The sequence below is a fragment of the Flavobacteriaceae bacterium HL-DH10 genome, from assembly GCA_031826515.1.
GTDB classification, from domain to species: Bacteria; Bacteroidota; Bacteroidia; order Flavobacteriales; family Flavobacteriaceae; genus Thalassobellus; species Thalassobellus suaedae.
In genome coordinates this window covers 1,561,965-1,586,706 of record CP134536.1, presented here as the reverse complement: position 1 = coordinate 1,586,706, position 24,742 = coordinate 1,561,965, and the positions used below count along the sequence as shown (strand labels likewise).

General features: G+C 30.6%; 22 protein-coding genes. 20 read left to right on the top strand and 2 right to left on the bottom strand.

Annotated elements, in window-relative coordinates; genetic code table 11:
• Positions 1–41 precede the first annotated feature (41 nt).
• The gene (locus RHP49_06980; protein WNH13993.1) at positions 42–902 is read left to right on the top strand and encodes a class I SAM-dependent methyltransferase; all 861 of its coding nucleotides are present in this window, start codon (positions 42–44) and stop codon (positions 900–902) included.
• 378 nt (positions 903–1,280) lie between these two features.
• Positions 1,281–1,799, top strand: coding sequence for an OmpH family outer membrane protein (locus tag RHP49_06975; protein WNH13992.1), 519 nt, complete (start codon positions 1,281–1,283; stop codon positions 1,797–1,799).
• A gap of 69 nt (positions 1,800–1,868) precedes the next feature.
• Here the strand turns inward: RHP49_06975 and RHP49_06970 are convergent, their stop codons facing one another.
• Positions 1,869–3,023, bottom strand: coding sequence for a DNA polymerase III subunit delta' (locus RHP49_06970; protein WNH13991.1), 1,155 nt, complete (start codon positions 3,021–3,023; stop codon positions 1,869–1,871).
• 230 nt (positions 3,024–3,253) lie between these two features.
• Here RHP49_06970 and RHP49_06965 point away from each other — a divergent pair, with 230 nt between their 5' ends.
• The 3 genes from RHP49_06965 to RHP49_06955 all read left to right on the top strand — a co-directional run bounded on the left by RHP49_06965 (position 3,254) and on the right by RHP49_06955 (position 7,099).
• Positions 3,254–4,441: a phosphoglycerate kinase gene (locus RHP49_06965; protein WNH13990.1), complete on the top strand. Its 1,188-nt coding sequence runs from the start codon at positions 3,254–3,256 to the stop codon at positions 4,439–4,441.
• A gap of 80 nt (positions 4,442–4,521) precedes the next feature.
• Positions 4,522–6,087, top strand: a complete 1,566-nt coding sequence (locus RHP49_06960; GenBank protein ID WNH13989.1) for a LysM peptidoglycan-binding domain-containing protein — start codon at positions 4,522–4,524, stop codon at positions 6,085–6,087.
• 22 nt (positions 6,088–6,109) lie between these two features.
• Positions 6,110–7,099: a DUF4837 family protein gene (locus RHP49_06955; protein ID WNH13988.1), complete on the top strand. Its 990-nt coding sequence runs from the start codon at positions 6,110–6,112 to the stop codon at positions 7,097–7,099.
• 77 nt (positions 7,100–7,176) lie between these two features.
• Here the strand turns inward: RHP49_06955 and tatA are convergent, their stop codons facing one another.
• Positions 7,177–7,362 carry a twin-arginine translocase TatA/TatE family subunit gene (tatA, locus tag RHP49_06950; protein ID WNH13987.1) on the bottom strand — a complete coding sequence of 62 codons (186 nt, stop codon included), beginning with the start codon at positions 7,360–7,362 and terminating at the stop codon, positions 7,177–7,179.
• 236 nt (positions 7,363–7,598) lie between these two features.
• Here tatA and RHP49_06945 point away from each other — a divergent pair, with 236 nt between their 5' ends.
• The 15 genes from RHP49_06945 (at position 7,599) to RHP49_06875 (ending at position 24,739) form a co-directional block, all read left to right on the top strand.
• A complete protein-coding gene (locus RHP49_06945; protein WNH13986.1) occupies positions 7,599–8,465 on the top strand; it encodes a M23 family metallopeptidase in 867 nt (288 codons plus the stop codon).
• Complete coding sequence (locus tag RHP49_06940) at positions 8,466–9,959, top strand: GH3 auxin-responsive promoter family protein (GenBank protein WNH13985.1); 1,494 nt, start codon at positions 8,466–8,468, stop codon at positions 9,957–9,959.
• Positions 9,960–9,995: 36 nt separating this feature from the next.
• Positions 9,996–11,684 (top strand): hypothetical protein, encoded by a 1,689-nt coding sequence (locus tag RHP49_06935; protein ID WNH13984.1) that lies wholly within the window; start codon positions 9,996–9,998, stop codon positions 11,682–11,684.
• A gap of 9 nt (positions 11,685–11,693) precedes the next feature.
• Complete coding sequence (locus RHP49_06930) at positions 11,694–12,764, top strand: hypothetical protein (protein WNH13983.1); 1,071 nt, start codon at positions 11,694–11,696, stop codon at positions 12,762–12,764.
• 10 nt (positions 12,765–12,774) lie between these two features.
• The gene (gene rfbB, locus RHP49_06925; GenBank protein WNH13982.1) at positions 12,775–13,818 is read left to right on the top strand and encodes a dTDP-glucose 4,6-dehydratase; all 1,044 of its coding nucleotides are present in this window, start codon (positions 12,775–12,777) and stop codon (positions 13,816–13,818) included.
• A 1-nt stretch (position 13,819) separates the two neighbouring features.
• Positions 13,820–14,686 carry a glucose-1-phosphate thymidylyltransferase RfbA gene (gene rfbA / locus RHP49_06920; protein ID WNH13981.1) on the top strand — a complete coding sequence of 289 codons (867 nt, stop codon included), beginning with the start codon at positions 13,820–13,822 and terminating at the stop codon, positions 14,684–14,686.
• On the top strand, positions 14,686–15,231 hold the full coding sequence (gene rfbC / locus RHP49_06915) for a dTDP-4-dehydrorhamnose 3,5-epimerase (protein ID WNH14390.1): 546 nt from the start codon (positions 14,686–14,688) through the stop codon (positions 15,229–15,231). The genes rfbA and rfbC overlap by 1 nt, the downstream gene beginning before the upstream one ends.
• A complete protein-coding gene (gene rfbD / locus RHP49_06910) occupies positions 15,228–16,088 on the top strand; it encodes a dTDP-4-dehydrorhamnose reductase (protein ID WNH13980.1) in 861 nt (286 codons plus the stop codon). Before rfbC ends, rfbD begins: the two co-directional genes overlap by 4 nt.
• Positions 16,089–16,099: 11 nt before the next feature.
• Complete coding sequence (gene aepX / locus RHP49_06905) at positions 16,100–17,398, top strand: phosphoenolpyruvate mutase (protein ID WNH13979.1); 1,299 nt, start codon at positions 16,100–16,102, stop codon at positions 17,396–17,398.
• Between the two features lie 12 nt (positions 17,399–17,410).
• Positions 17,411–18,535, top strand: coding sequence for a phosphonopyruvate decarboxylase (gene aepY / locus RHP49_06900; protein ID WNH13978.1), 1,125 nt, complete (start codon positions 17,411–17,413; stop codon positions 18,533–18,535).
• Positions 18,532–19,662 (top strand): phosphonoacetaldehyde reductase, encoded by a 1,131-nt coding sequence (locus RHP49_06895; GenBank protein ID WNH13977.1) that lies wholly within the window; start codon positions 18,532–18,534, stop codon positions 19,660–19,662. Before aepY ends, RHP49_06895 begins: the two co-directional genes overlap by 4 nt.
• A gap of 3 nt (positions 19,663–19,665) precedes the next feature.
• Positions 19,666–20,859, top strand: coding sequence for a CDP-glycerol glycerophosphotransferase family protein (locus tag RHP49_06890; GenBank protein WNH13976.1), 1,194 nt, complete (start codon positions 19,666–19,668; stop codon positions 20,857–20,859).
• Positions 20,860–21,333: 474 nt separating this feature from the next.
• Positions 21,334–22,743, top strand: coding sequence for a flippase (locus tag RHP49_06885; protein ID WNH13975.1), 1,410 nt, complete (start codon positions 21,334–21,336; stop codon positions 22,741–22,743).
• Between the two features lie 212 nt (positions 22,744–22,955).
• Positions 22,956–23,357, top strand: a complete 402-nt coding sequence (locus RHP49_06880; protein WNH13974.1) for an MBL fold metallo-hydrolase — start codon at positions 22,956–22,958, stop codon at positions 23,355–23,357.
• Between the two features lie 545 nt (positions 23,358–23,902).
• Positions 23,903–24,739 carry a glycosyltransferase gene (locus tag RHP49_06875; GenBank protein WNH13973.1) on the top strand — a complete coding sequence of 279 codons (837 nt, stop codon included), beginning with the start codon at positions 23,903–23,905 and terminating at the stop codon, positions 24,737–24,739.
• Positions 24,740–24,742 lie beyond the last annotated feature (3 nt).

Genomic DNA, 24,742 nt, shown 5'->3' with positions numbered 1-24,742 from the left:
CATTTTTAAAAGATATTTTTATAAATAACATTCTGGAATTCGTGGTAAATAAAAACTCAAATCATACGTATTTAAAAGTAAAAGACTATTCTGTTTCTGGTGAAGAATTCGAATTAATTCAGAATTCAGAATATGGTTTTCTTGAAACCATGCCGCAACCAACTTTAGATAAATTACCTGAGTATTATAAAAGCGAAGATTATATTTCGCATACAGATTCGCAACGTAATCTTTTTGAAAAAGTATATCATTTAGTTAGAACAATCTCTTTAAAAAAGAAATTAAAACTAATAAATTCATTTGCTTCAGATACAAAAAATTTGTTAGATGTTGGATGTGGTACAGGCGACTTTTTACAAACTGCGAAAGATAATAATTGGAACGTAACTGGAATTGAACCAAACAACCAAGCAAGAGACATAGCAAATAAAAAAACAAACGATTTGGTTTTTAATACAGATCAGCTTTCAAAGTTTAAACCAGAAAGTTTTGATGTTATTACGCTTTGGCATGTATTAGAGCATTTACCAGATTTAGAAGAACAAATAGCTGCTTTTAAAAAATTATTAAAACCAAATGGTACTTTAATAATTGCGGTTCCTAATTATAAAAGTTACGATGCGTTATATTATAAAAATTATTGGGCTGCTTTTGATGTACCAAGACACCTTTGGCATTTTAATAAAAGTTCTATTTCTAAATTAGTCTCAAAAGTTTCAATGGAAGTGAAAAAAGTAAAACCGATGTTATTTGATGCTTTTTATGTGAGCTTACTTTCAGAAAAATATAAATCTGGAAAAATGAATCCTATTAAAGGTTTTTGGATAGGGTTGGTTTCAAATTTAAAATCTTTCAAGACAAAAGAAGCATCTTCATTAATTTATATCATAAAAAACAAGTAAAACGCATTTGCGAAAGTGATATTGTGTTTTAAGGCACTTGCCTTTCGTAACACAAGCAGTTTATTTAAAAATGGCTTAAATCGCTTTATATGGATTCGTTTTTAATAAGTTTTTGTTATTTGTTTTTGTTATTAGTATAAGAATTTATTATGCTTCTCTTTTTTAATGAATAATTTAATTTATCAACCATATTCTATTAGTTTTCGATCTCTATGATATTAATGAAAAACCTTCTAATATATTTTTAAGTAGAACTTAACAGTAAATTATTTTAAGAGTTATATATTTCAAAAAAATTCCGTTTTACATTATAGTTTACTTTATTACATTTGTTCGGAATTAAAAAAACAAAACCAATTAAAGAATAAATTAAAACAGATGAAAAAAATTATTTATGTTGCCTTAGCTATGTTAGTATTAGCTTCTTGTGAAAAACCAAATAAGATTGGTTTTGTAGATAATGGAACAGTTATTAACGATTTCCAAGAAAAGATAGATGTAGAAGCTAAATTTAAAGTAAAAGAAGAAGCTTTTAGAAAAAGAGCTGATAGTATTGGTAGGGCGTTTCAAGCCGAGGCTCAAAGTACTCAAACAATAGCTCAAAAATCATCTCAGAAAAAAGCTCAAGAATTAATGGGAGGTTTACAACAAAAGCAACAACAGTTACAACAGCAAATGCAATTTGAACAACAACAATTACAACAGTCTTTTCAAGTAGAAATAGATTCAGTAATAATTAAAGTAAAAGATTTTGTTAAAGACTATGGAAAAACCAACGGATATACATTCATTTTAGGAACTAGTGATGCCGCTGCAACAGTTATGTATGGTGCAGATGAAAATGATTTAACCAAAACTATTTTAGAGGCTTTAAATGCCGATCATAAAAAGTTATAATAGTATAAAATACTGATTTACAAATAATTAGCACTCTGTTGAAAGAAATTTTAGCAGAGTGTTTTTTGTTTACTCAGCTTTTTTATGAAGTAAACGCGTTAATTTTATAGACAAATCGGTTAGGATAATTTTAGAATTTCCGTTACGCTCAATATGATAAATGGCGTCTTGTAATTCATTTGAAATATCCATAATGTTATTCCCATGTACAAATGGAGCAAAGTTCTCTAATTTAAACTTTTCTGTTTTAGGTTCTAAATACACTAAATCTGTAGCATTATAATTTAGGAGTAAGGCTTGTCTGAAAAAATCTAAACAAAAATTAAGAAATTGTTTTTGAGTTTCGCGTCCTGTTTTTGCAATATCTTCACTCCAAGAAATTAAATCGTGTATAGCGGCTTTATTTCCTTTGGCTTTAAAAGCACTACGAATCCAGAAAATAAACCAAGTTTCAAACTGTATATCTTCAGAATCATGATAGACTAAATCGCAAGCTTTATTATAATTTCCGTTAGATTGATGTGCAATTTTAGTCGCAACAGTTAGATCTAGATTATATTGCTTAACTAAAGCATCTTTAATAACATTTTCTGCCAAAGGAGGAAAATGCAATATTTGGCATCGTGATCTTATCGTATTAATTATTTGCTCTTCGTCTTCAGCAATAAGAATAAATATGGTTTTATTTGGTGGCTCTTCAATGAGTTTTAAAAGCTTGTTGGCGCAGGCAATATTCATTTTTTCAGCCATCCAAATAAGCATCACTTTATAACCACCTTCATAAGATTTTAAAGTGAGAGATTTTACAATATCATGAGCTTCATCAACACCAATTTGTCCTTGCTTGTTATCAACACCCAGAAGTTTATACCAGTCAAATAAATTACCATAAGGCTGTTCTTTTAAAAGTTGGCGCCATTCTTCTAAATAATGACTAGAAACAGGGTGGCTTTTAGCCTTATCGCTAGTAGTTACTGGAAAAGCGAAATGTAAATCGGGATGCGAAACATTTTTAAATTTTAGATTGCAAGCATCATTGCCTGTATTGTTTTCTCCGTTAGAATTGCTACATAAAATATATTGAGCATAAGCAATAGCCATTGGCAAAGTACCAGAACCTTCGTTACCAACAAACAATTGTGCATGAGGAATTCTACCATTATCAACACTTGTGGTTAAATGGTTTTTAATATGATCTTGCCCTAAAACATCTTGAAAAAGCATGAGACAAACCTACATAATTTTTTTGGTTTTGTTAAAAGAATAGATTGTCTTGAATATAAATTTGTAGGTAACCATTATCCTATGCATTAAAATGTAAATTATCAACGGAAATATAATTTTTTTATAATTCTTAACAGGTTCAATCGTTTTCGTAAAAAAACACGTTTGAATAGGTTGTTTAATTAGTTACATTTGTGAAATAATTACTTATAAAACAAAACAATATATAAATGAAAACTCTTAATGATTTTAATTTTAAAAATAAAAAAGCATTAATTCGTGTAGATTTTAATGTGCCATTAAATGAAAAGTTTGAAGTAACAGACGCTACTAGAATTGTATCTGCAAAACCAACAATCATCAAAATTTTAGAAGATGGTGGAAGTTGTATTTTAATGTCTCATTTAGGACGTCCAAAAGGATTTCAAGATGAGTTTTCGTTAAAGCATATTGCAGCTAAAGTTGAAGATATTTTAGGTGTAGAAGTAAAATTTGTGCCTGATTGTATTGGAGCAGATGTTGAAGCTGCTGCTGCTAGTTTAGAACCTGGACAAGTGCTATTATTAGAAAATTTACGTTTTTATAAAGAAGAAACTGCTGGCGATAAAGCATTTGCAGAGAAACTTTCTAAACTAGGAGATGTTTATGTAAATGATGCTTTTGGTACAGCGCATAGAGCACATGCTTCTACTACTATTGTCGCACAGTTTTTTGAAGGCAAAAAATGTTTCGGAAAATTATTAGCACAAGAAATAGAAAGCATTCAAAAAGTAATGGAAACTGGAGAAAAGCCTGTTTTAGCAGTACTTGGTGGGGCTAAGGTTTCTTCAAAAATCACTATTATTGAAAACATACTAGATAAAGTAGATCACTTAATTATAGGTGGTGGTATGTCGTTTACTTTTGTTAAAGCTCAGGGTGGAAAAATAGGTAACTCTATTTGTGAAGATGATAAAATGGACTTAGCTTTAGATATTTTAAAGCAAGCAAAAGAAAAAAATGTGCAAATACATATTCCTGTTGATGTTGTTGCTGCAGATGATTTTAGTAATGATGCAAATACGCAAATAGTAGATATAAATGCCATTCCTGATGGTTGGGAAGGTGTTGATGCAGGTCCAAAATCTATTAAATTATTTCATGATGTTGTTATGAAATCTAAAACAATACTTTGGAATGGACCTCTTGGTGTTTTCGAAATGGAAAGTTTTGCAAACGGAACTATTGAATTAGGAAACTCAATTGCCGAATCTACTAAAAATGGTGCATTTTCACTTGTTGGTGGAGGGGATTCTGTAGCTGCTGTAAAACAGTTTGGTTTCGAACATAAAGTGAGTTATGTAAGTACTGGTGGAGGCGCTATGCTAGAAAGTTTAGAAGGTAAAACACTTCCTGGAATAGCTGCTATTTTAGAATAAACGTTATTTCGTTTTCAAATTCGCCTAAAAAATACGATTTTAGCCATAATATCGTTCATTAATAAATTGAACTAGATTTTATGGCTTTTCGTTTTTTTATAATAGTATCACTTCTCAATATTGGAACTTGTTTTTCTCAAAATCAAGATTCTATTTCATTACAAACAATTAGTATTAAAGATTCCATAATCGATGGAAAAACTAATCTTGTTAAGGCTATTGAAGTTGAAACAGATAGTTTTTCAATTAAAAATTTAAAGGATAATAAATTAGCAGTTCAGTTTGATGAAAAGTGGTATGAAGAATTATATAGTACAGCTTTGTATGATACCATTTATAAATCGGTTACCGAACTTACGTTTGAAGATATTGATTATCCAGAATTACCAACCGACACTCTTAAATTAAGGTTAAAAGAACTAGATGCTAGAACGCCGTTTAATGTTGAGTATAATCCTGCATTAGAAAGTGTTATAAAATCGTATTTAAAACACAGAAGGAAACATTTACAAAAACTAATAACCTTAAGTGCATTTTATTTTCCGCTATTTGAAAAGGAGCTAGACAATTATAATATCCCTTTAGAAATAAAATATTTAGCTATCGTAGAATCTGCATTAAAACCCAGAGCAAAATCTAGAGTAGGAGCTACAGGACTGTGGCAATTTATGTTTGCTACGGGTAAAATGTACGGATTAGATGTAAGTAGTTATGTTGATGAGCGTAGCGATCCCATTAAATCAACTGAGGCAGCTTCAAAATATTTGTCTAAGTTATATGAGATTTTTGGTGATTGGGATTTGGCTTTAGCAGCGTATAATTCCGGTCCAGGAAATGTTTCAAAAGCGATAAGACGTTCTGGAGGTTATCAAAATTACTGGAATATTCGTCATAATTTGCCACGTGAAACAGCAGGGTATTTACCAGCCTTTTTAGCTAATATGTATATTTTTGAGTATGCTGAAGCACATGGGTTTAAAAAATTAAAACCTGAAGTAGCCTATTTTGAAACCGATACCGTAACGGTTAAAGAAATGATTACGCTCGATCAAGTTTCAGAAGTAACAGGTACACCTGTTGAAGAACTTCAGTTTTTAAATCCGTCGTATAAATTGGATATCATTCCGTTTATTAAAGGAGAAAATTATGCGTTGCGATTGCCAAATGAGGTTATTGGTAAATTTGTAAATAATGAAGATAGTATTTATGCCTTTGCAAAAGCAGAATTTGCCAAACGAGAAAAGCCTTTACCGCAATTTTTTAATGCAAATGATAGAATTCGATACAAAGTAAAATCGGGCGATTATTTAGGAAGAATTTCTAGAATTTATGGGGTTAGAGTGAGTGATATTAAAAAGTGGAATGGTTTAAGAAGCAACAATTTAAGTATTGGACAACGGTTAACCATTTACCCAAGAAAACCTTATGTGGCTGCACCTACTTCTACAGCAAAAACAGTGACCAAAAAAACGACTTCAAAACCACTTTCAGGAAATATAACCACGTATACAGTGCAAAGTGGAGATTCGCTTTGGAGTATTTCTCAAAAATTTTCTGGAGTTTCTGTTCAAAATATTAAAGATTGGAACGATATTAGTGGTAATAAATTAAAACCAGGAATGAAACTTAAAATTTCAAAAGGATAATTCTTCAAAACTTAACTTTATTATGCGATATTTATTTTTAGCAGCATTTTCATTATTATTAGTAATGTCTTGTGGCGACAAAAAACCAAACCAAAGAATTCTTTTAGACTCCAGTGGAAAAATAAATGATATTTCTGTTGTTATAAGCAACGACATGTGGGATGGTAGTGTTGGAGAAACTATTAGAAATGTATTAGCATCGCCTATTTATGGTCTGCCTCAGGATGAACCTGTTTTTAATATTAATCAAATACCTACGCAGGTATTTTCCGGTTTTATTACACAAAACAGAACGATTCTAAAAATAGAAATGGGTAAGACGCCCGCTATTACATTTAAGAATAATGTTTATTCGCAACCACAAAAAGTAATTACCGTTTCAGGTAAAACAAAACAAGAGGTCATTAAAGTGCTTAATGATAACACGTCTAAAATAATTGAATCGTTTAAGAATACTGAAATATCAGCAAAACAAAAGCAAACAAGAAAATCGTTATATAACGCGAAAGAGATTAAAGAACATCTAGGATTGAATATAGAGTTTCCAACGGCTTATAGAATAGGAAAAACTTTAGCAACCAAAGCGGATAAGTTTTATTGGTTAAAAAGAGATATTCCAACAGGGTATGTTAATATTCTATTATATGAATTACCATTAAAAGCCATTAAAAAAGATTCAAGTATAATCGATCAGATTGTAAAAGTTAGAGACTCTATTGGTCAAAAATACATTGCAGGTCCTTTAGAGGGTTCGTATATGATTACTGAAAATGCATATACACCTTTCCATACAGAAATTATTTTAGACAATAAGCCAACATTAGAAACAAAAGGGATGTGGGAAGTTAAGAATGCGGTTATGGCTGGACCCTATATAAACTATGCTATTGAAGACAAAATTAATAACAGATGGATAATAGCCGAAGGTTTTGCTTATGCACCGTCTGTAGAAAAACGTAATTATATATTCGAATTAGAGGCTATTATAAAATCTATAAAAATTGAAAAATAATCGATTTAATTAAAATTGAGCCACAAAAAAACCAACACATTGTGTTGGTTTTTTTGTTTGATTAAATATGTTTCTTTTTATTTTTTAGAATCGTCTTTTTTTTCGTCTTCTTTACTAGCGTCTTTAAATTCTTTAATACCGCTTCCTAATCCGCGCATTAATTCTGGTATTTTTTTACCTCCAAATAATAATAAAACAACCACTACAATTAAAATAATTTGTGGAGCTCCAATCATTCCTAAAAATATACTTGATGAGATCATAATTTTTAATTTTGTTATGCAAAGTTAATAATTAAAGTTTAATTATGTCGTTTAAAGTATAACTTTAGCATAAAGAGAATTAATAGACTGTTATACTTTGTTTAAAAGAGGAGTATCTTTAATAAATTCTATTTATTTTTGTTTAGTATGAAACATTCATAACTAAATTTCCGATACCCATGGAAATGATTAAATGAATGCTACATGTGACCGATAAAAATAATGGTTATAAATACATGAAAGAAAAAAAGAAGCCAAAAAGAATAAAGCATAAATTACTTGATAAGTACAAACTTGTTATTCTTAATGAAAACACTTTTGAAGAACGCTTATCTCTTAAACTCACACGCTTAAATGTTTTTGTGTTGGCCTCTTTATCTGCAATTTTTTTAATAGGTGTAACGTATGCAATTATTGCTTTTACTCCACTTAGAGAATATATTCCAGGGTATTCTTCAACGGCATTAAAAAAGAAAGCAACAGAGTTAAATTATAAAACGGATTCTTTACAGCAAGTTATAGCGATGAACGATAGGTATTTTGCTTCAATAAAGCAGGTGCTAAAAGGTGATTTAAGTGCGGCAGATTTTAATAAAGACTCTATTGTAGAAGCGGTTAAACTTGAAGCTAGTGAAGTCGATTTTAATCCCATAGCCGAAGATTCTCTTTTACGAGAAAAAGTAGATAAAGAAGATAAGTATAATTTATTTGAATCGGCAACATCTTCAACTAACTTTGTGTTATTCCCTCCAGTAAACGGAACAATTAGTGAGCCTTATAATTTAAAAGAAAAGCACTATGCTGTAGATATTGTTGTCGCAAAAAACACCCCGATAAAAGCAACAGCCGATGGCATTGTTATTTTTGCAGAGTGGACAGCTAACACAGGACATGTGATATTAATAGAGCATAGTTACGGACTCATATCTGTATATAAGCATAATGCGGCATTAACAAAATCTCAGGGTGATTTAGTAAAAGCAGGAGAAGTTATTGCCACCGCAGGAAATACTGGAGAACTATCAACAGGACCTCATTTACATTTTGAACTTTGGAATGATGGTTACCCTATTAACCCAACAAATTTTATCGATTTTAAATAAATGATGTCATTAAAATCTGCTTTAGCAAAACCATTTGCAAAACGTGTTTGTAAAAAGATTCAAAAATGGGCAAATAACCCTGTTGAAACTCAGCAAAACGTATTTGAAGACTTAATAGCGAATGCTGCAGGAACCGAATTTGGAAAAGATCATGATTTTATAAGTATTGATAATTATGAAGATTTTGTTAAACGAGTTCCCGTTAGAGATTATGAAGCTTTAAAACCGTATGTTGAAAAAGTAGTTGCTGGACAAGACAATATCCTTTGGAAGGGTAAGCCAATTTACTTTGCAAAAACATCAGGTACCACTTCGGGTTCAAAATACATTCCTATTACCAAAGAAAGTATGCCTACACATGTTGAAGCAGCAAGAAATGCTATTTTAATGTATATTCATGAAACGGGGAATGCCAAATTTGTTGATGGAAAGATGATTTTCCTTCAAGGAAGTCCTATTCTTAATGAGCAAAATGGTGTGCAATTAGGTCGGCTTTCGGGCATTGTAGCACATTATGTCCCTAAATATCTTCAAAAAAACAGATTACCGTCTTGGGAAACCAATTGTATTGAAGATTGGGAAACTAAAGTAGATGCTATTGTTGAAGAAACACTTCCAGAGAATATGACCATTATTTCTGGAATTCCATCATGGGTACAAATGTACTTTGAAAAACTTCAGCAAAAAACAGGTAAAAAAGTCGGTGATATTTTCAAGAATTTCAACTTATTCATTTTTGGAGGTGTTAATTATGAGCCTTATAGAGCCAAATTTGAAAATTTAATTGGCAGAAAAGTGGATAGTATAGAATTGTATCCTGCCAGTGAAGGATTTTTTGCTTTTCAGGATAAGCAGCATGAAAAAGGGATGCTGTTGCAATTAAATTCAGGGATTTTTTATGAGTTTATTAAAGCCGACGAATTTTTTAATGAAAATCCAAAACGAATCACAATTAAAGATGTTGCTATTGGTGTAAATTATGTGATGATAATTTCAACTAATGCCGGGTTATGGGCTTATAATATTGGTGATACGGTTGAGTTTACATCAACGAAACCATACCGTGTTATCGTTTCAGGAAGAATTAAACATTTTATTTCTGCTTTTGGAGAACATGTTATAGCAAAAGAAGTAGAACAAGCGATGCAAGAAGCGACTTTAAATACAACAATAAGAGTTTCAGAGTTTACGGTTGCGCCTCAAATAAATCCTGAGGAAGGTTTACCATACCATGAGTGGTTTATAGAATTTGAAAATGAACCAAAAAATCTTTCCGCTTTAGCGAGAAAAATAGATGAATCACTTCAAAAACAAAATAGTTATTATTTCGATTTAATAGTTGGCAAGGTGTTACAACCTCTTAAAATTACAAGGGTAAAAAAAGGCGGATTTCAGGACTATATGAAATCTGTTGGTAAATTGGGAGGACAAAATAAAATCCCAAGATTATCAAATGATAGAAAAATTGTTGAGGGTTTTCCTCACGATAATTAATCTAAATAATAGTATCTTTGGCGAGTTAAAATGGGTATGAGTAATAAAAAACATCATGAAAGAACAAGAGCTCAAGAAAGCTCGAATGCCATCGAAAGGATGTATATTACTATGCGCCATTTATTTAACCGAGGGTTTTATAAACCTATGGGAATTTCTGGTGAAACGCTTAGAGAATCTTTACTGCTTTTACGACCAGAAATATATGGTTCTATTGGAGAAGAAAAGGCGGAATTAGAAGGACTACTTTATGTAATAGACAGACTGCCTATTGGGATTGAAGAATGTACTTTTATTAATTTAACAAGTGATGAAGGCTATTCTAATTCGCATTTTAAACCTATTATTCCAGAAAAAAGACGTCGTAATTGTTACAGAATTGATGACGAACAAATGAATATTGAGATTACACGCGGGCGATCAGATATTTATGATATTTTAACACATCTTACATTTCTTTTTGTAGAATCTCATAAAATAAGTTCTCGGGTTTTAATTGACGAAGAAGGGACAACAACTAGAGATTGGATAAAACTTGAAAAAGTAGTGTTATCTAAAAAGAAACTAACTCAAGATGATCGAGAAGTTGCTATAACACATGCGGCTAATATTTTAGGCAGAACATTTAAAGAGCTAACAACCGTTTATAATCAATTTGCAACAATTAAACAGCCAGAACGTTTTTTACATATCATATATTGGTTAGGAAAGTTAGCCATTGAAGAGCAAACAAATGCAAAAAAGAGAACAATTACCTTTAGTCCAGTATTAAGAGATAGCATAGGACATCATATTCATGGTGAAATATGGGCAGATACTATAAAGGAAGTGCTTCTTAAAAACAAACTTTTAGACAGACCATTACATATTATTAGTGCGAATATGCACAGTGTTATGAACACGCTTTTTATTCCAAGTGCTTTAAAAACTATAAATTCTAAGAAAGATATTTTTGAGGTTTATGAGTCTTTAAGTAAAAAAGAGAATGAAAATCTTAGAAATAAAGTAACTAAGGAAGCGTTACAAAAAGGTATGATTTATGTAAAAGATTCGTCAGGAACTAATATAGATGTTCAAATTTTTGATTCGAGCAAAATGGATTATTCAAAAGTGGATATTAAATTAGATGAAGCACTTTTAAATAAAACAAAACCTGTTATTTTGGTTATGGATTATGCTTTTGGTGAGCAGGCTTATGAAACTATTGATGAATTATTGAAGCCATACAAATCAAAAGGAAATAAAATTCATTTAAATGTAGAATCCTTATCTATTATGGGTAAAGCAGGGATTTTAGAAGGCGGTAAAGGTGATATTATGATACCATCGGCTCACATCTTTGAAGGTACTGCAGATAATTATCCTTTTGAAAATGAATTAAAAAGAGAAGATTTAGAAAACCAAGGTGTTGGTGTTTATGAAGGGGCTATGATAACTGTTTTGGGCACGTCCTTACAAAACAAAGATATTTTGAAATTCTTTTACAATTCAACATGGAATGTGATAGGGTTAGAAATGGAAGGTGCTCACTATCAAAAAGCCATTCAAGCCGCGTCTAAAGTACGCGGTAGTATCAGTCCAAATGTAAAAGTAAGATATGCGTATTATGCGAGTGATAATCCCTTAGAAACAGGAGCGACACTAGCTTCTGGCGGATTGGGAACATCGGGTGTAAGACCAACCTATTTAATAACAAGAACCATATTAGAACAAATATTTAATTAAATAAAAATTATGAGTAAAGAATCTCCACAACCACAATCTGAAGAAGTAGATTTAGGGCAGTTGTTTAAACTTATAGGCAATGCTTTTGATCGGTTTTTTAAGTTTATAGGTAGTATTTTTATTGGTATTTATAACGTTGTTTTATTACTGTTAGTGCATATTTATAAACGTTTGGTTTGGTATGCAGCCGCAATTATTTTAGGTGGAGGTATAGGTTTTATTATTGACATGAATTCTGAGAAATTGTATGGAGCCAATTTATTTATTCAAACCAATTTTAATTCTACCAGACAAGTTTATGAAAACATTAAGCAGTTTCATCAATTAGCACATATAGATAAAGACACTTCAGAGTTAGCAAAAAGATTGAAGATCTCTGGCGTGGAAGCCTCTAATTTAAAAGGATTTTATATTGAACCAGATTTAGACGAAAATAACATGGCTGAAATGTATTCTGCATTTTATAATCGTTTAGATTCACTATCTCGATTAGAAATGACCTATGATAGGTTTAAAGAATCCTTGACGACTTATAGTTTTCCTATTCATAGAATAGGAGTGGCGTCTACTGATAGAAATCTATATAAAAAAATAGAAGAATCTTTTGTAGATCAACTTTGTGATAATGACTATTTAGAAGATATCCTTAAGTCTAATAGTGAAATATTAGAAAAGAAAGACTATTCACTTCTTCAACAGGTTCAAAAAACAGACTCATTAGCTAAAGAATATTTAAAAATTAGAATTAATGAATCTCAAAAAGAGCAAATACCAGGGTCTGGCACCAATTTGTATATGGGAGATGCCGAATCAGCAGGAGGAAGTTTAATAGTTGATGAGTCAAAAATTATTCAACAAAGATTGAGTTATGAAAATCGAAGAAGAGAAATAGACAGCACAAAAGCCATCCAAAAAAACATAATTAATGTATTAGCTAATTTCCCAAAATCAGGTTATGATATTAGAGAATGGACAGACAAAAAGAAGTTTGTACTCCCAATAGTATTCGTTGTATTAGCATTATTGGTGTTTTCTTTTATTGGTTTAGGTGATTTCTTAAAAAAACAATCAAAACTTTAAATATAGAGTCATGACAATTTTAATAACTGGAGGAGCAGGGTTCATTGGTTCTCATGTAGTAAAGCTTTTTGTTGAAAAGTATCCTGATTATAATGTTTTTAATTTAGATATGCTTACCTATGCAGGTAACTTAGAAAATTTAAAAGATATTGAAAATAAACCTAATTATACTTTTATAAAAGGAGATATAACTGATGAACTCTTTATAAATGAGTTGTTTAAAGAGTACTCATTTGATAGTGTGATTCATTTAGCAGCAGAATCTCACGTCGATAGATCTATAAAAGATCCTTTAGCATTTGTTAAAACGAATGTTATTGGGACCATGATTTTGTTAAATGCTTTTAAAAATACTTGGAAAGAGGATTTTAATAATAAATTATTTTATCATGTTAGCACTGATGAGGTTTATGGCTCTTTAGGAGAAACAGGTTTGTTTACCGAAACAACTTCATACGACCCGAATTCTCCTTACTCAGCGTCAAAGGCTAGTTCAGATCATTTTGTAAGAGCTTATGGTGAAACTTATGGACTGCCTTATGTGATAACAAATTGTTCTAATAATTATGGACAAAATCAATTTCCAGAAAAGTTAATTCCTCTTTTTATTAATAATATTATTAATGGTAAATCATTACCTGTTTATGGAGATGGGAATTATACTCGAGACTGGTTATATGTGGTTGATCATGCCGTAGCTATTGACTTGGTTTTTCATCAAGGAAATATAAGTGAAACGTATAATATTGGTGGATTCAATGAATGGAAAAATATTGATTTAGTCAAGTTATTATGTAAGCAAATGGATATTAAACTAAATAGACCAAACGGGTCATCAGAAAAGCTAATAACTTATGTTAAAGATAGACCAGGACATGATTTAAGATATGCTATAGACGCATCAAAGATTAATAAAGAATTAGGATGGAAACCCTCAGTAACTTTTGAAGAAGGGCTTTCTATAACAATAGATTGGTATTTAAGTAATGAAGATTGGCTTAATAATGTAACTAGCGGAGCATATCAATCATATTATAAAAAACAATATAATTAATATGAAAGGAATAATATTAGCAGGAGGATCTGGAACACGATTACACCCTTTGACTTTATCAGTTAGTAAGCAATTGATGCCTATTTATGATAAACCTATGATTTATTACCCGCTTTCAACATTAATGAATGCAGGTATAAATGAAGTGTTAATTATTTCAACACCTAAAGATTTACCTTTGTTTAAAGATTTATTGGGAGATGGTAAAAAGTATGGGTGTAAATTTGAATATGCTGTTCAGGAAGCACCTAATGGATTAGCTGAAGCATTTATTATTGGTGAAGAGTTTATTGGGAATGATAAAGTAGCTTTAATATTAGGTGATAATATTTTTTATGGCACAGGTTTAGCTAAGCTTTTGCAAGCTAATAATAATCCTGAAGGAGGTATTATTTACGCATACAGGGTGCATGATCCTGAACGTTATGGTGTCGTTGAGTTTGATGCAAAGGGTCAAGCTATTTCTATTGAAGAAAAACCAAAAAAACCTAAATCTAATTATGCTGTTCCTGGTATTTATTTTTATGATAATACCGTTGTCGATATTGCGAAAAACATGAAACCTAGTGATAGAGGAGAATTAGAGATTACAGATGTAAATAAAGAGTACCTAAGACAAGGCAAGCTAAGTGTTAGTATATTAGATAGAGGTACGGCTTGGTTAGATACTGGCACTTTTCAATCTTTAATGCAAGCTTCACAATTTGTTGAGGTTATTGAAGAAAGACAAGGTTTAAAAATAGGAGCTATTGAAGGTGCTGCTTTTGAAATGGGTTATATTGATAAAGAACAATTTAAGTCTTTAGCTGAACCTTTACTTAAAAGTGGTTATGGAAAGAATTTATTAGGGTTATTGGATAAAGAATGATGAGAGTAAAAGAAACTAAATTAAAAGGATGTTTTATAATAGAACCAAAAATTTTTAATGATAGCAGAGGTTATTTTTTTGAAAGTTTTAATCAGGATGTATTTAATGTCTTAATTGGAAAAAATATTAAATTTATCCAGGATAATGAATCTTTTTCTTCAAAAGGAGTTTTAAGAGGTTTACATTATCAGGTTGGAGAATATGCCCAAGCTAAATTAGTAAGAGTTATTAAGGGGCAGGTTTTAGATGTTGCTGTAGATGTTAGAAAAAACTCTTTAACTTTTGGACAGCATGTGGCTGTAGAATTAACAGAAGAGAATAAAAAACAGTTATTCGTTCCACGCGGTTTTGCACATGGCTTTATTGTGTTAAGTGATACCGCTATCTTTTCGTATAAATGCGATAATTTTTATAATAAAGCGTCAGAAGGCGGTATTATTTATAATGATAAAGATTTGAATATTGATTGGAAATTAGATGAAACAGTATTCGTGGTTTCTGAAAAGGATTTGCAGCTACCTACTTTAAAAGAAGCTGTTTTATGATAAATATTTTGGTTACTGGGGGTAATGGGCAATTAGCTACGTGTATTAAAGATGTTGAAAGTCAACATGATAATTTAAACTTTATTTATACGGATTATTTAGAGTTGGATATTTGCGATTTAAAACAGGTACAAGCTTTTTTTGAGTCTAATAAGCAAATAAATTATTGTGTTAATTGTGCAGCATACACTGCTGTAGATAAAGCAGAAGAAGATGTCGAAAAAGCTTTTGAAATAAACGCTATAGGGGCGAAAAATTTAGCATTGGTCTGTAATAAAGAAGGTGCAATCTTGATTCACATTTCAACTGATTTTGTCTTTGATGGTAAAAAAAGTGAACCTTATACAGAAAAAGATGTAGCTAACCCTATTAGCGTATATGGAGCTTCTAAATTACAAGGAGAGGTTAAAATACAGCAAAAATTGAAAGAGCATTTTATTTTAAGAACCTCTTGGTTATATTCAGAGCATTGTAATAATTTTTTAAAAACTATGCTTAGGTTGAGTAAAGACAGGGACGAACTTAATGTCATTTCTGACCAAATTGGGACACCAACTTATGCAGGAGATTTGGCAGAAGTTATTTTGAAGATAATAGTTGAAGAAAATAATCTATTTGGAATTTATCATTATAGTAATGAGGGTGTTGTTAGTTGGTATGCTTTTGCTAAAGCAATTTTCGATGAAAGTAAAATAAATATGAGTGTATCACCTATAAAAACTGAAGATTATCCAACTTCTGCTACCAGACCAAAATATAGTGTTATGGACAAATCTAAAATAAAAGAAAAACTAAAGATTGAAATTCTGGATTGGAAGGAAAGTTTAAAGAAATGTTTAATAAAAAATAGAAGTTAAAAACAAAAATTATGAGTAAAGTTTATGTGGGTATGAGTGCTGATTTAATACATCCAGGACATTTAAATATTTTGAATGAAGCAGCTAAACTTGGTGAAGTGACAGTTGGATTATTAACAGATAAAGCAATTGCTAGTTACAAACGAATTCCTTATCTGGAATATGAGCAACGAAAGGTTATTCTTGAAAATTTAAAAGCAGTTGATAAGGTTATTTCTCAAGACACATTAGATTATAGGCCTAATCTTTTAAAACTGAAGCCAGATTTTGTGGTTCATGGTGATGATTGGAAAGAAGGAGTTCAGAGAGAAACTAGAAAGCAAGTAATTGATACTCTAAATGAATGGGGAGGTAAACTTGTTGAGGTGCCATATACGGATGGCATTTCTACAACTCAGTTAAATAAAGCGTTAAAGGAGATTGGAACAACTCCTGATATAAGGAGAGCAAGACTTCGTAGATTAATACATTCAAAAAACATTGTCCGGATTATTGAAGCTCATAACGGACTTACAGGTTTAATTACTGAGAACATTTATGTTGATGTAAATGGAGAAAGAAGAGAATTTGATGGTATGTGGGCAAGTAGCTTGACCGATTCAACTTCAATGGGGAAACCTGATATTGAAGCTGTAGATATTACTTCAAGAGTTAATAACATTAATAATTTGGTAGAAGTAACTACTAAGCCTATTATTTTTGATGGCGACACAGGAGGGAAAATAGAACATTTCGTTTTTACTGTTAGAACTCTTGAAAGATTAGGTGTTTCAGCAGTAATAATCGAAGATAAAATAGGTTTAAAGAAAAATTCGCTTTTTGGTACTGATGTACAGCAATATCAAGATACAATAGAAAATTTTTCAAAAAAAATAGAAGCAGGAAGAGCAGCAAGAGTGACAGATGATTTTATGGTGATTGCAAGGGTTGAGAGTTTAATTCTTAAGGCGGGAATGGAAGATGCTTTAAATAGATCAAAGGCTTATATCGAAGCTGGTGCAGATGCTATTATGATTCATTCTAAGGAGACTTCTCCAGCTGAAATTTTAGAATTCTGTGCTAAATTTAAAAAATTCGATAGAAGAGTTCCAATTATCGCTGTGCCATCAAGTTATAATACTATAACGGAGGATGAGCTTGCTGAAGCTGGAGTGAATGTTGTTATTTATGCAAATCAATTGTTAAGAAGTGCATATCCTGCAATGCTAGATACAGCAAAATCTATTTTAACACATAAACGTTCTTTTGAATCAAAAAATAATTGTATTTCAATTAAAGAGATTCTTGAGTTGATTCCAGGAACAAAGTAATAAAAAAACAGTATGATTAATACTTCAAATTTTTATAAGGCTCTTACCTCTAGAGGTGTGGACTTTTTTACAGGAGTTCCTGATTCGTTATTGAAGGATATATGTGCATATATATCCGACAATGCTCCTCAAGAGAGGCATATAATATCTGCGAATGAAGGTGCATCAATTGGATTAGCAGTTGGTAGTTATTTAGCCAGTGGAAAATTGCCTTTAGTATATATGCAAAATTCAGGTTTTGGAAATACTGTGAATCCGATATTATCCATTGCAGATGATGATGTTTATGGTATTCCAATGTTATTATTAATAGGCTGGAGAGGAGAACCAGGAATAAAGGACGAACCACAACATGTAAAACAAGGAAAGGTTAGTGAGGAGCTTTTAAAGGCCATGGATATATCTTACCAAATAGTAGATGCTAATTGTGATATTGATACAGTTTTAGATAAGGCAATAGAAATTACTTCAAATAATAAAAAACCTTATGCTTTATTAGTTAGAAAAAACACTTTTGAAAAATATAAGTTACAGAATGATAAAGAATCTTCTTTTGAGCTTAATAGAGAAGGTGCTGTCAAATTGATTATTGGACAATTAAAGAAAGATGATATTGTTATTTCTACAACAGGTAAAACTTCGAGAGAAGTTTTTGAATATAGAGAAGCATTAAATCAATCTCATGAGAAAGATTTTTTAACTGTAGGAGCGATGGGACATACTTCTTCAATAGCTATGGGTATAGCTATTGAAAAGAAAAATAGAAATGTATTTTGTATTGATGGAGATGGGTCTGTACTAATGCATATGGGAAGCCTTACAATTAATGGTATGATGAAAGGCGTAGAAAATTTTAAGCATATAGTTATAAATAATGGTGCTCATGATTCTGTAGGAGGACAACCAACAGTTGCTTTTGATATTGATTTTACCCAAATAGCCAGAGCATCTGGATATACTTTGGTAGATACTGCTTGTGAAGTAAATGAAATTAAGGAGAAGTTTAAAGCTATGATAGAGCATAAAGGTCGAGCATTTTTAGAAATAAAAGTTAACAAAGGCGCACGTGAAAATCTAGGCAGGCCAACAAAGACTCCTGTAGAAAATAAGATAGCATTTCAACAGTTTCTTAAATGATCCAAGAATATATTGAAAATATAACTGTTAGTGGTTTGAAAAATCTTGTTAGCAAGTATTCTGCTAATAAGATTTTTCTCGTTACGGGAAAAAAATCTTATGTGACCTCAGGAGCTCAAAAATTTATTGAGACTTCTTTGAAGGGCGTTGATTTTGTTAGGTTTTTTGAGTTTGAACAAAACCCTAAATATGAAGATTCACTTATAGGTGTAGAGTTATATCAACAAACAAGTTGTGATATGATACTAGCCATTGGAGGAGGTAGTGTAATTGATATGGCTAAGTTAATAAATGTATTTTCTTCTAATACTCATCTTAAAGGGCTGGATATTATAAATAACACAAAACTAATTACGAATAAAGGAGTACCTTTAATAGCTATCCCTACTACCGCAGGAACTGGAAGTGAGGCAACTCATTTTGCAGTTGTTTATCATGATAAAAAAAAGTATTCATTGGCTCATGATAATGTGCTTCCAGATGTAGCTTGTTTAAATGCCGATTTTTCGTTTTCACAGTCAAAATATTTAACGGCTTGCGCTGGATTAGATGCTTTCTCTCAAGCGGTAGAATCCTATTGGAGTGTTGGGGCTAATGATATTTCAAAAGGTTTTGCAAAAGAATCCATAGAACTACTAATTCAAAATTTAAAAAAATGCGTAACACAGCCGGATAAGGAAAGTAGAAAAGCAATAATGAAGGCTTCTTATTTGGCAGGAAAGGCAATTAATATTTCTAAAACAACGGGAGCACATGCTGTTTCGTATGCTTTTACGACGTATTTTTCAATACCTCATGGACATGCTGTCTTCTTAACACTACCAGAATTTTTTGAATATAATAATGATGTAACAGATTTGGATTTGAATGATTCAAGAGGATTGAGTTATGTCAAGCAAAATATGAAAGAACTTTGTGAGCTCTTTCGGGTAGACATTGGGATTGAGGCTAAACTGTTTTTGAGGAAGTTTGCCAAAGAGTTGGGAATAGAATTGTCGTTTGAAAAATTAAAAATTCATGATTATGAAAACATAATTATTTCTAATGTTAATTTAGAGCGTTTAGGCAATAATCCTAGAAAAATATCTCAAGAAGAATTGAGAAATCTATTAAAAAGAAAAAACTAGCTAATGCTTCGAGTTTTTAAATATATAGGGTATTTATTATTTCTCCCTTTTTGGTGGCTACAACTTTTAATTCCTAGGAATAAAAATATATGGGTATTTGGAGCATGGTATGGCCATAGGTTTTCTGATAATAGTAAATATTTATATTTATATATTAAAGAAAATCATCCAGAAATAAAAGCCATATGGCTTACTAGAGATGTTAATATAAAAAATCTAATAATTAGAGAAGGAGGAGTGTCTTATTTAACAAGTAGTCTTTTAGCTATTTGTTATAGTTTGATTGCTAAAAATGTTATTGTTAGCTCAGGAAAAAGAGATATTAATTTTTTATTCATTAATGGATCAAATTGGATACATTTATGGCATGGAAACCCAATGAAAAAAATTGGGTTAGATGATAAATATTCTAATATTCATTCTTTTTTTCAAAGAAAACTTATTCCAGTTTTTTTTCCATTTGTATGTGAATATAATTACGACTACATTGTTTCTAACTCAGAGGTCTTTTCAGAAAAAATGGCTTCAGCATTTAATGTGGCACCACATCAAATTATTGAATCAGGCTGCCCTAGAAATGATGTTTTTTATAACAAAGAAATTGATAAGTTTAATGCAGATTTAAAAATAAGATTTAAAAAATGTAAAATTATATATTATCTGCCAACATTTAGGAATCACAATAAGGCAAAGAGTTTATTTAATTTAGAAGATTTTGACGAAAACATTCTTGAACCTTTTTTAGAAAAAGAAAATATAGTTTTTGTAAGTAAAGGACATTTTGTAGATAATAATTTACATAGTAAAATAGAGAAGGAGCACAAAGGCAGAATTATTCACCTGTCGGATGAGGATGTAAGTGATATAAATTTTATGTTAAAAGACGCAGATATGTTAGTTACTGATTATTCTGGCGCATATTTTGATTTTCTTTTAACGGAAAAACCGATCATTTTTGCAGCATTTGACCTTGAAGAATATAAGAATTCTTCTCGCGAGATGTATTTCGATTATGAAAGCATTGTATCTGGTCCTATTGTTTATAATTGGGTAGAATTAACAAACAGTATCGCAGAAATAATAAGAGAAAATAAGTATAAAGAACAGATTAAAAGTAAAAATCTGGTTTTTAATAAATACCATGACGCAAATAATTCTAAAAGAGTTTTTATGAGTTTATTAAATATACACAAATGAGAGGTAAATGGGGCTTGTTTCGATTAAAGGGATACTAAGTTATAAGTTAAGATTTTTTTTTTAATATCATTATGGAACAAGCGAGCATATGAGTTCATTTATTGGCCTAAACTTTAAGGCTAAATTTGTTATTGAGGAAATTATGTTAGATAACGCAATTGTTCTTTATGATGTAATCTTGAATGACAAGAATTTATTTTTTTAGCGAATAAGATGACTATAGATTATAAAGGAGTTCCTATGTAATATAATTTCCTTATTAATTTAAAGAGTAACACCGAAAAGGAGATTAAATGTTAGTTGAAAGGGCTTTTCTGTTTTTGATGAACCCTAAAAAGGATAAGTGAAACTTGAACTGTTCAACAATACATAGAAGAAGAAAAAAATGAACTATGCGCTTAACTCAAGTATTGTTTTAATTAACAGAGGCGTTACTTTGAAAAAGGCATAAATGCTAATTTAACCAAGGAATAAATGTCAACTATATCCAAAAACATACTTTGGTCATCGGCCACCTCGTTACTTCAAGTATACACAGGGAGTGTGGTTTTCATTGTTTTGGCAAAATTAATGTCACTTGAAGATTTTGGAATTTTAAGTTTTGGTTTTTCTCTTGCTGCCATTCTTGTTATTTGTGCAGATTTTGGGTTTTCATTGATGATTATGAAGGATTTCCCAAGGTATATACTCGATCATAAAAAATATGTTTCCAATAGTTTGTTTTCGAAGGTTTTGATATCAATATTTGTTAGTGTTTTCGCCATAGTTTATTTGTGTTTATTGTATGATAAAAAATGGTTAAAGGTTGGAGGATTGTATATGTTGTTTGCAGTTGTTTCTTCTTTTGTTGTGTACTTCCAATCATTACTAAAGGTTCAGAATAAGTTCCATAAATATACTGAGACCACAATTATTTATGCAATTGGTGTTACTGTAGTTGTATTGATATATTGGTTTGTAGATACAGGGCTAGTGATGTTAGCTTTTTACCTGCTTATTTGCAGGGTTTTACAGTTGTTATGGAGTACTTATTTGTGTAGAAAATCTTTTAATATTAGAGCTTTTGATATTAATATGCAAAAATCACTCTTTAAGAATAGTTGGTCTTTTGGGCTTCATACTGTATTAGGGATTTTTTATTTTATGATTGATACTCAAATAATTTCTATTTATTTAGGAGCGAAAGAGGTGGCGCTATACCAAGCTGTATTTCGGATTGTACTGGTATTATTGATAGCTTCAGAAATGCTATCAAATGTGCTACTACCTTATTTATCTTTCAAATATGCCAAAGGAGAAAACATAGCCTCGTTGGTTTCAAGGTTATTGCTTTATTTAATAATTTTGGGGTGCTCAATGTTTCTTTTATTTACTTCTTTTGGGAGTTTTATAATTCAGTTTTTGTACACCGAGGAATATTTATTTGCAGTGCCACTGGTTGCTCCATTATCAATTGTAATTATTATAAGAACAGTGTGTTCTTTACTCGGAAATATTTTGACAATTTCCGACAGACAAGTTTATAGAGTAATTACAGTATTTGTATCACTAATTGCTAGTGTAGTTCTTAACTTTATATTAATCCCTAAATATGGTATAATTGCCGCCGCATGGAGTAGTGTTTTAGTACACATATGCATGTTTGGTATGTATTTGTTTTATAGTAAAAAAGAAATTAAAGGAATAAAACTATTCTCTGTTGATAGTATTCTTGTTTTAATTTCAGCCGTATTAATATTTTTTGGTGTAAAATTATTTTCATCAGAAGGGATTTTGATACATACTTTAGCTATAGTATTTTGGCTTATTGGGATTTTCTTTATAATGAAAAGAAATGAAAATTTTAATATTTTACTTAGACTACTAAAAGATAAAGGAGTCTAACTCATTAAATAAGAGCTAGGTATTACCGCTAAAGAAATTTTTGCATATCTTTAAAAGATGAGTGTGCAAAAAATGATATTCTTAGGGGTGTTATGTTTTTTTTCTTGTGAATAAGTGATGACAGGTTTAATTTTTTTAACATTAAATCATTCACTGGTCGTGAAAAAGATTTTTCATTATGGCAGTTAGATCAGTTTGACGATGCTGTACAAATGGGTTATATCATTAAAACAGATGATAATCAATTAATTGTTGTTGATGGTGGATCTTCTGATTCGGCTATTATTGTCGAAGATTATTTGGTTCAATTAGGAGGAAAAGTAGATGCATGGGTTATTACTCACCCTCATGAGGACCATGCAGGAGTATTGATCGAAATATTAAAAAGGAAGAAAATTATAATCACTAAAATATTACATTCGGCTTTGAATGAGGAATGGGTTAGGTTAAACGAAATGAAGTCTTACTCCTTTTTAGTTAAAAAAAATAAAATAATAAGAAAGTCAGAAGTTCTAATTCTTGATATAAAAGCAAATGACAGCTTTTCTATCGGGGATGGAGTTGATCTTAAAGTAATAGGAGACAGAACGAATGGATTAACTTTAATCCAGTGAATAACTCCTCCTTAGTTTTCAAAATAATGAGTAGAAATAAATCTATTTTGTTTTTAGGAGATTTAGGAGTAGAAGGTGGAGACGAAATACTACGAAGCACTGATGAAGCAGAATGGTGTTAATAAGGATTTCTATGAAGCTATACAAGCAAAGTATGGCTTATGACCAACTCCAATTTGGTTGTGGGAAAATAGGATCGGTAATAATCGAATTGACTCAGGGCCATTTAAAACATTAATTGTCCGACAATGGATGAATGAATTAGGAATTACGAAGAATTTTCTTATATATGTTAAAGGGGATATCCGAATTTATTGAAGGAAATAGACTAAAACTTAATTATTGTTCACGTAATAGGAATAAAATGGATGTTCTTAAAATTAGTGGCTATAACTATTCTTTGAATATGTCAAATAAAGCTTAAGAATATTTAAATTATTATTCTATTTTTGAATTCACACAAATAGAATCTTAGGAATTGCATTCAGTTTGTTTTATTAGGTAAAGAAGTTCCTAATATTTGTTTTATTTCAAAATTATTTTAAATGAAAGTTTTTTTAAAAAAAATATTAGCCGTAGTTGTTCTTTACAATGAAGAGTTAGAAAAGACAAGTACTTTTAGATCATTATGCGAAGCTATCCCTAATGGTTCTGTTCTTGATATATTTGTTTATGATAATTCACCAAACAGAAAGGCCTCAGACAAAATTGAACATAACAAAATATCTATTCAATATGTTCATGACCCAACTAACCCTGGTGTAAGTGCAGCGTATAATTATGGAGCCTCGTTTGCTAACCAAAAGCATAAAGAATGGTTGTTAATTCTGGATCAAGATTCTATCATAAACCCTGATTATTTTGATGTTTTGTTTAAATCAATTCGTACAGATATAAATTATTATATGCCTATTCTCAAATATAAGGATCAAATATATTCTCCGTGTATTGTTAGGTATTCTAAAGGGTTTCCTTTAAAGGAAGTTACAAAGGGTAGAATTAAAACAGAGAATCTTAACTTTTTAAATAGCGGAGCTTTTATACGGTTATCATCATTTTTAAGTATTTCTGGATATAATGAAACGATACCTTTGTATTTTTCAGATTTTGATTTTTTTAAAAGACTGAAAAAGAAAGAGAGTTATTATTATCAATTAGAAGTAGAATTTAAACATTCATTATCTTTTGTAGAGGATTCAAATTTAGATAATTTTATTTTAAAATTTAGATTGTATTCCAAAGGATTGAGGGAATACTTGGCCGTAAACAGGGAAGATATGTTTTTGGGCGTTATTTTTGGTTTATTACGGTGTGCTAAGCAATCTTTTAAACATAAAACCTTTGTTTTTTTTCGTGTATTTTATCAAGAATTATTACCATAAATA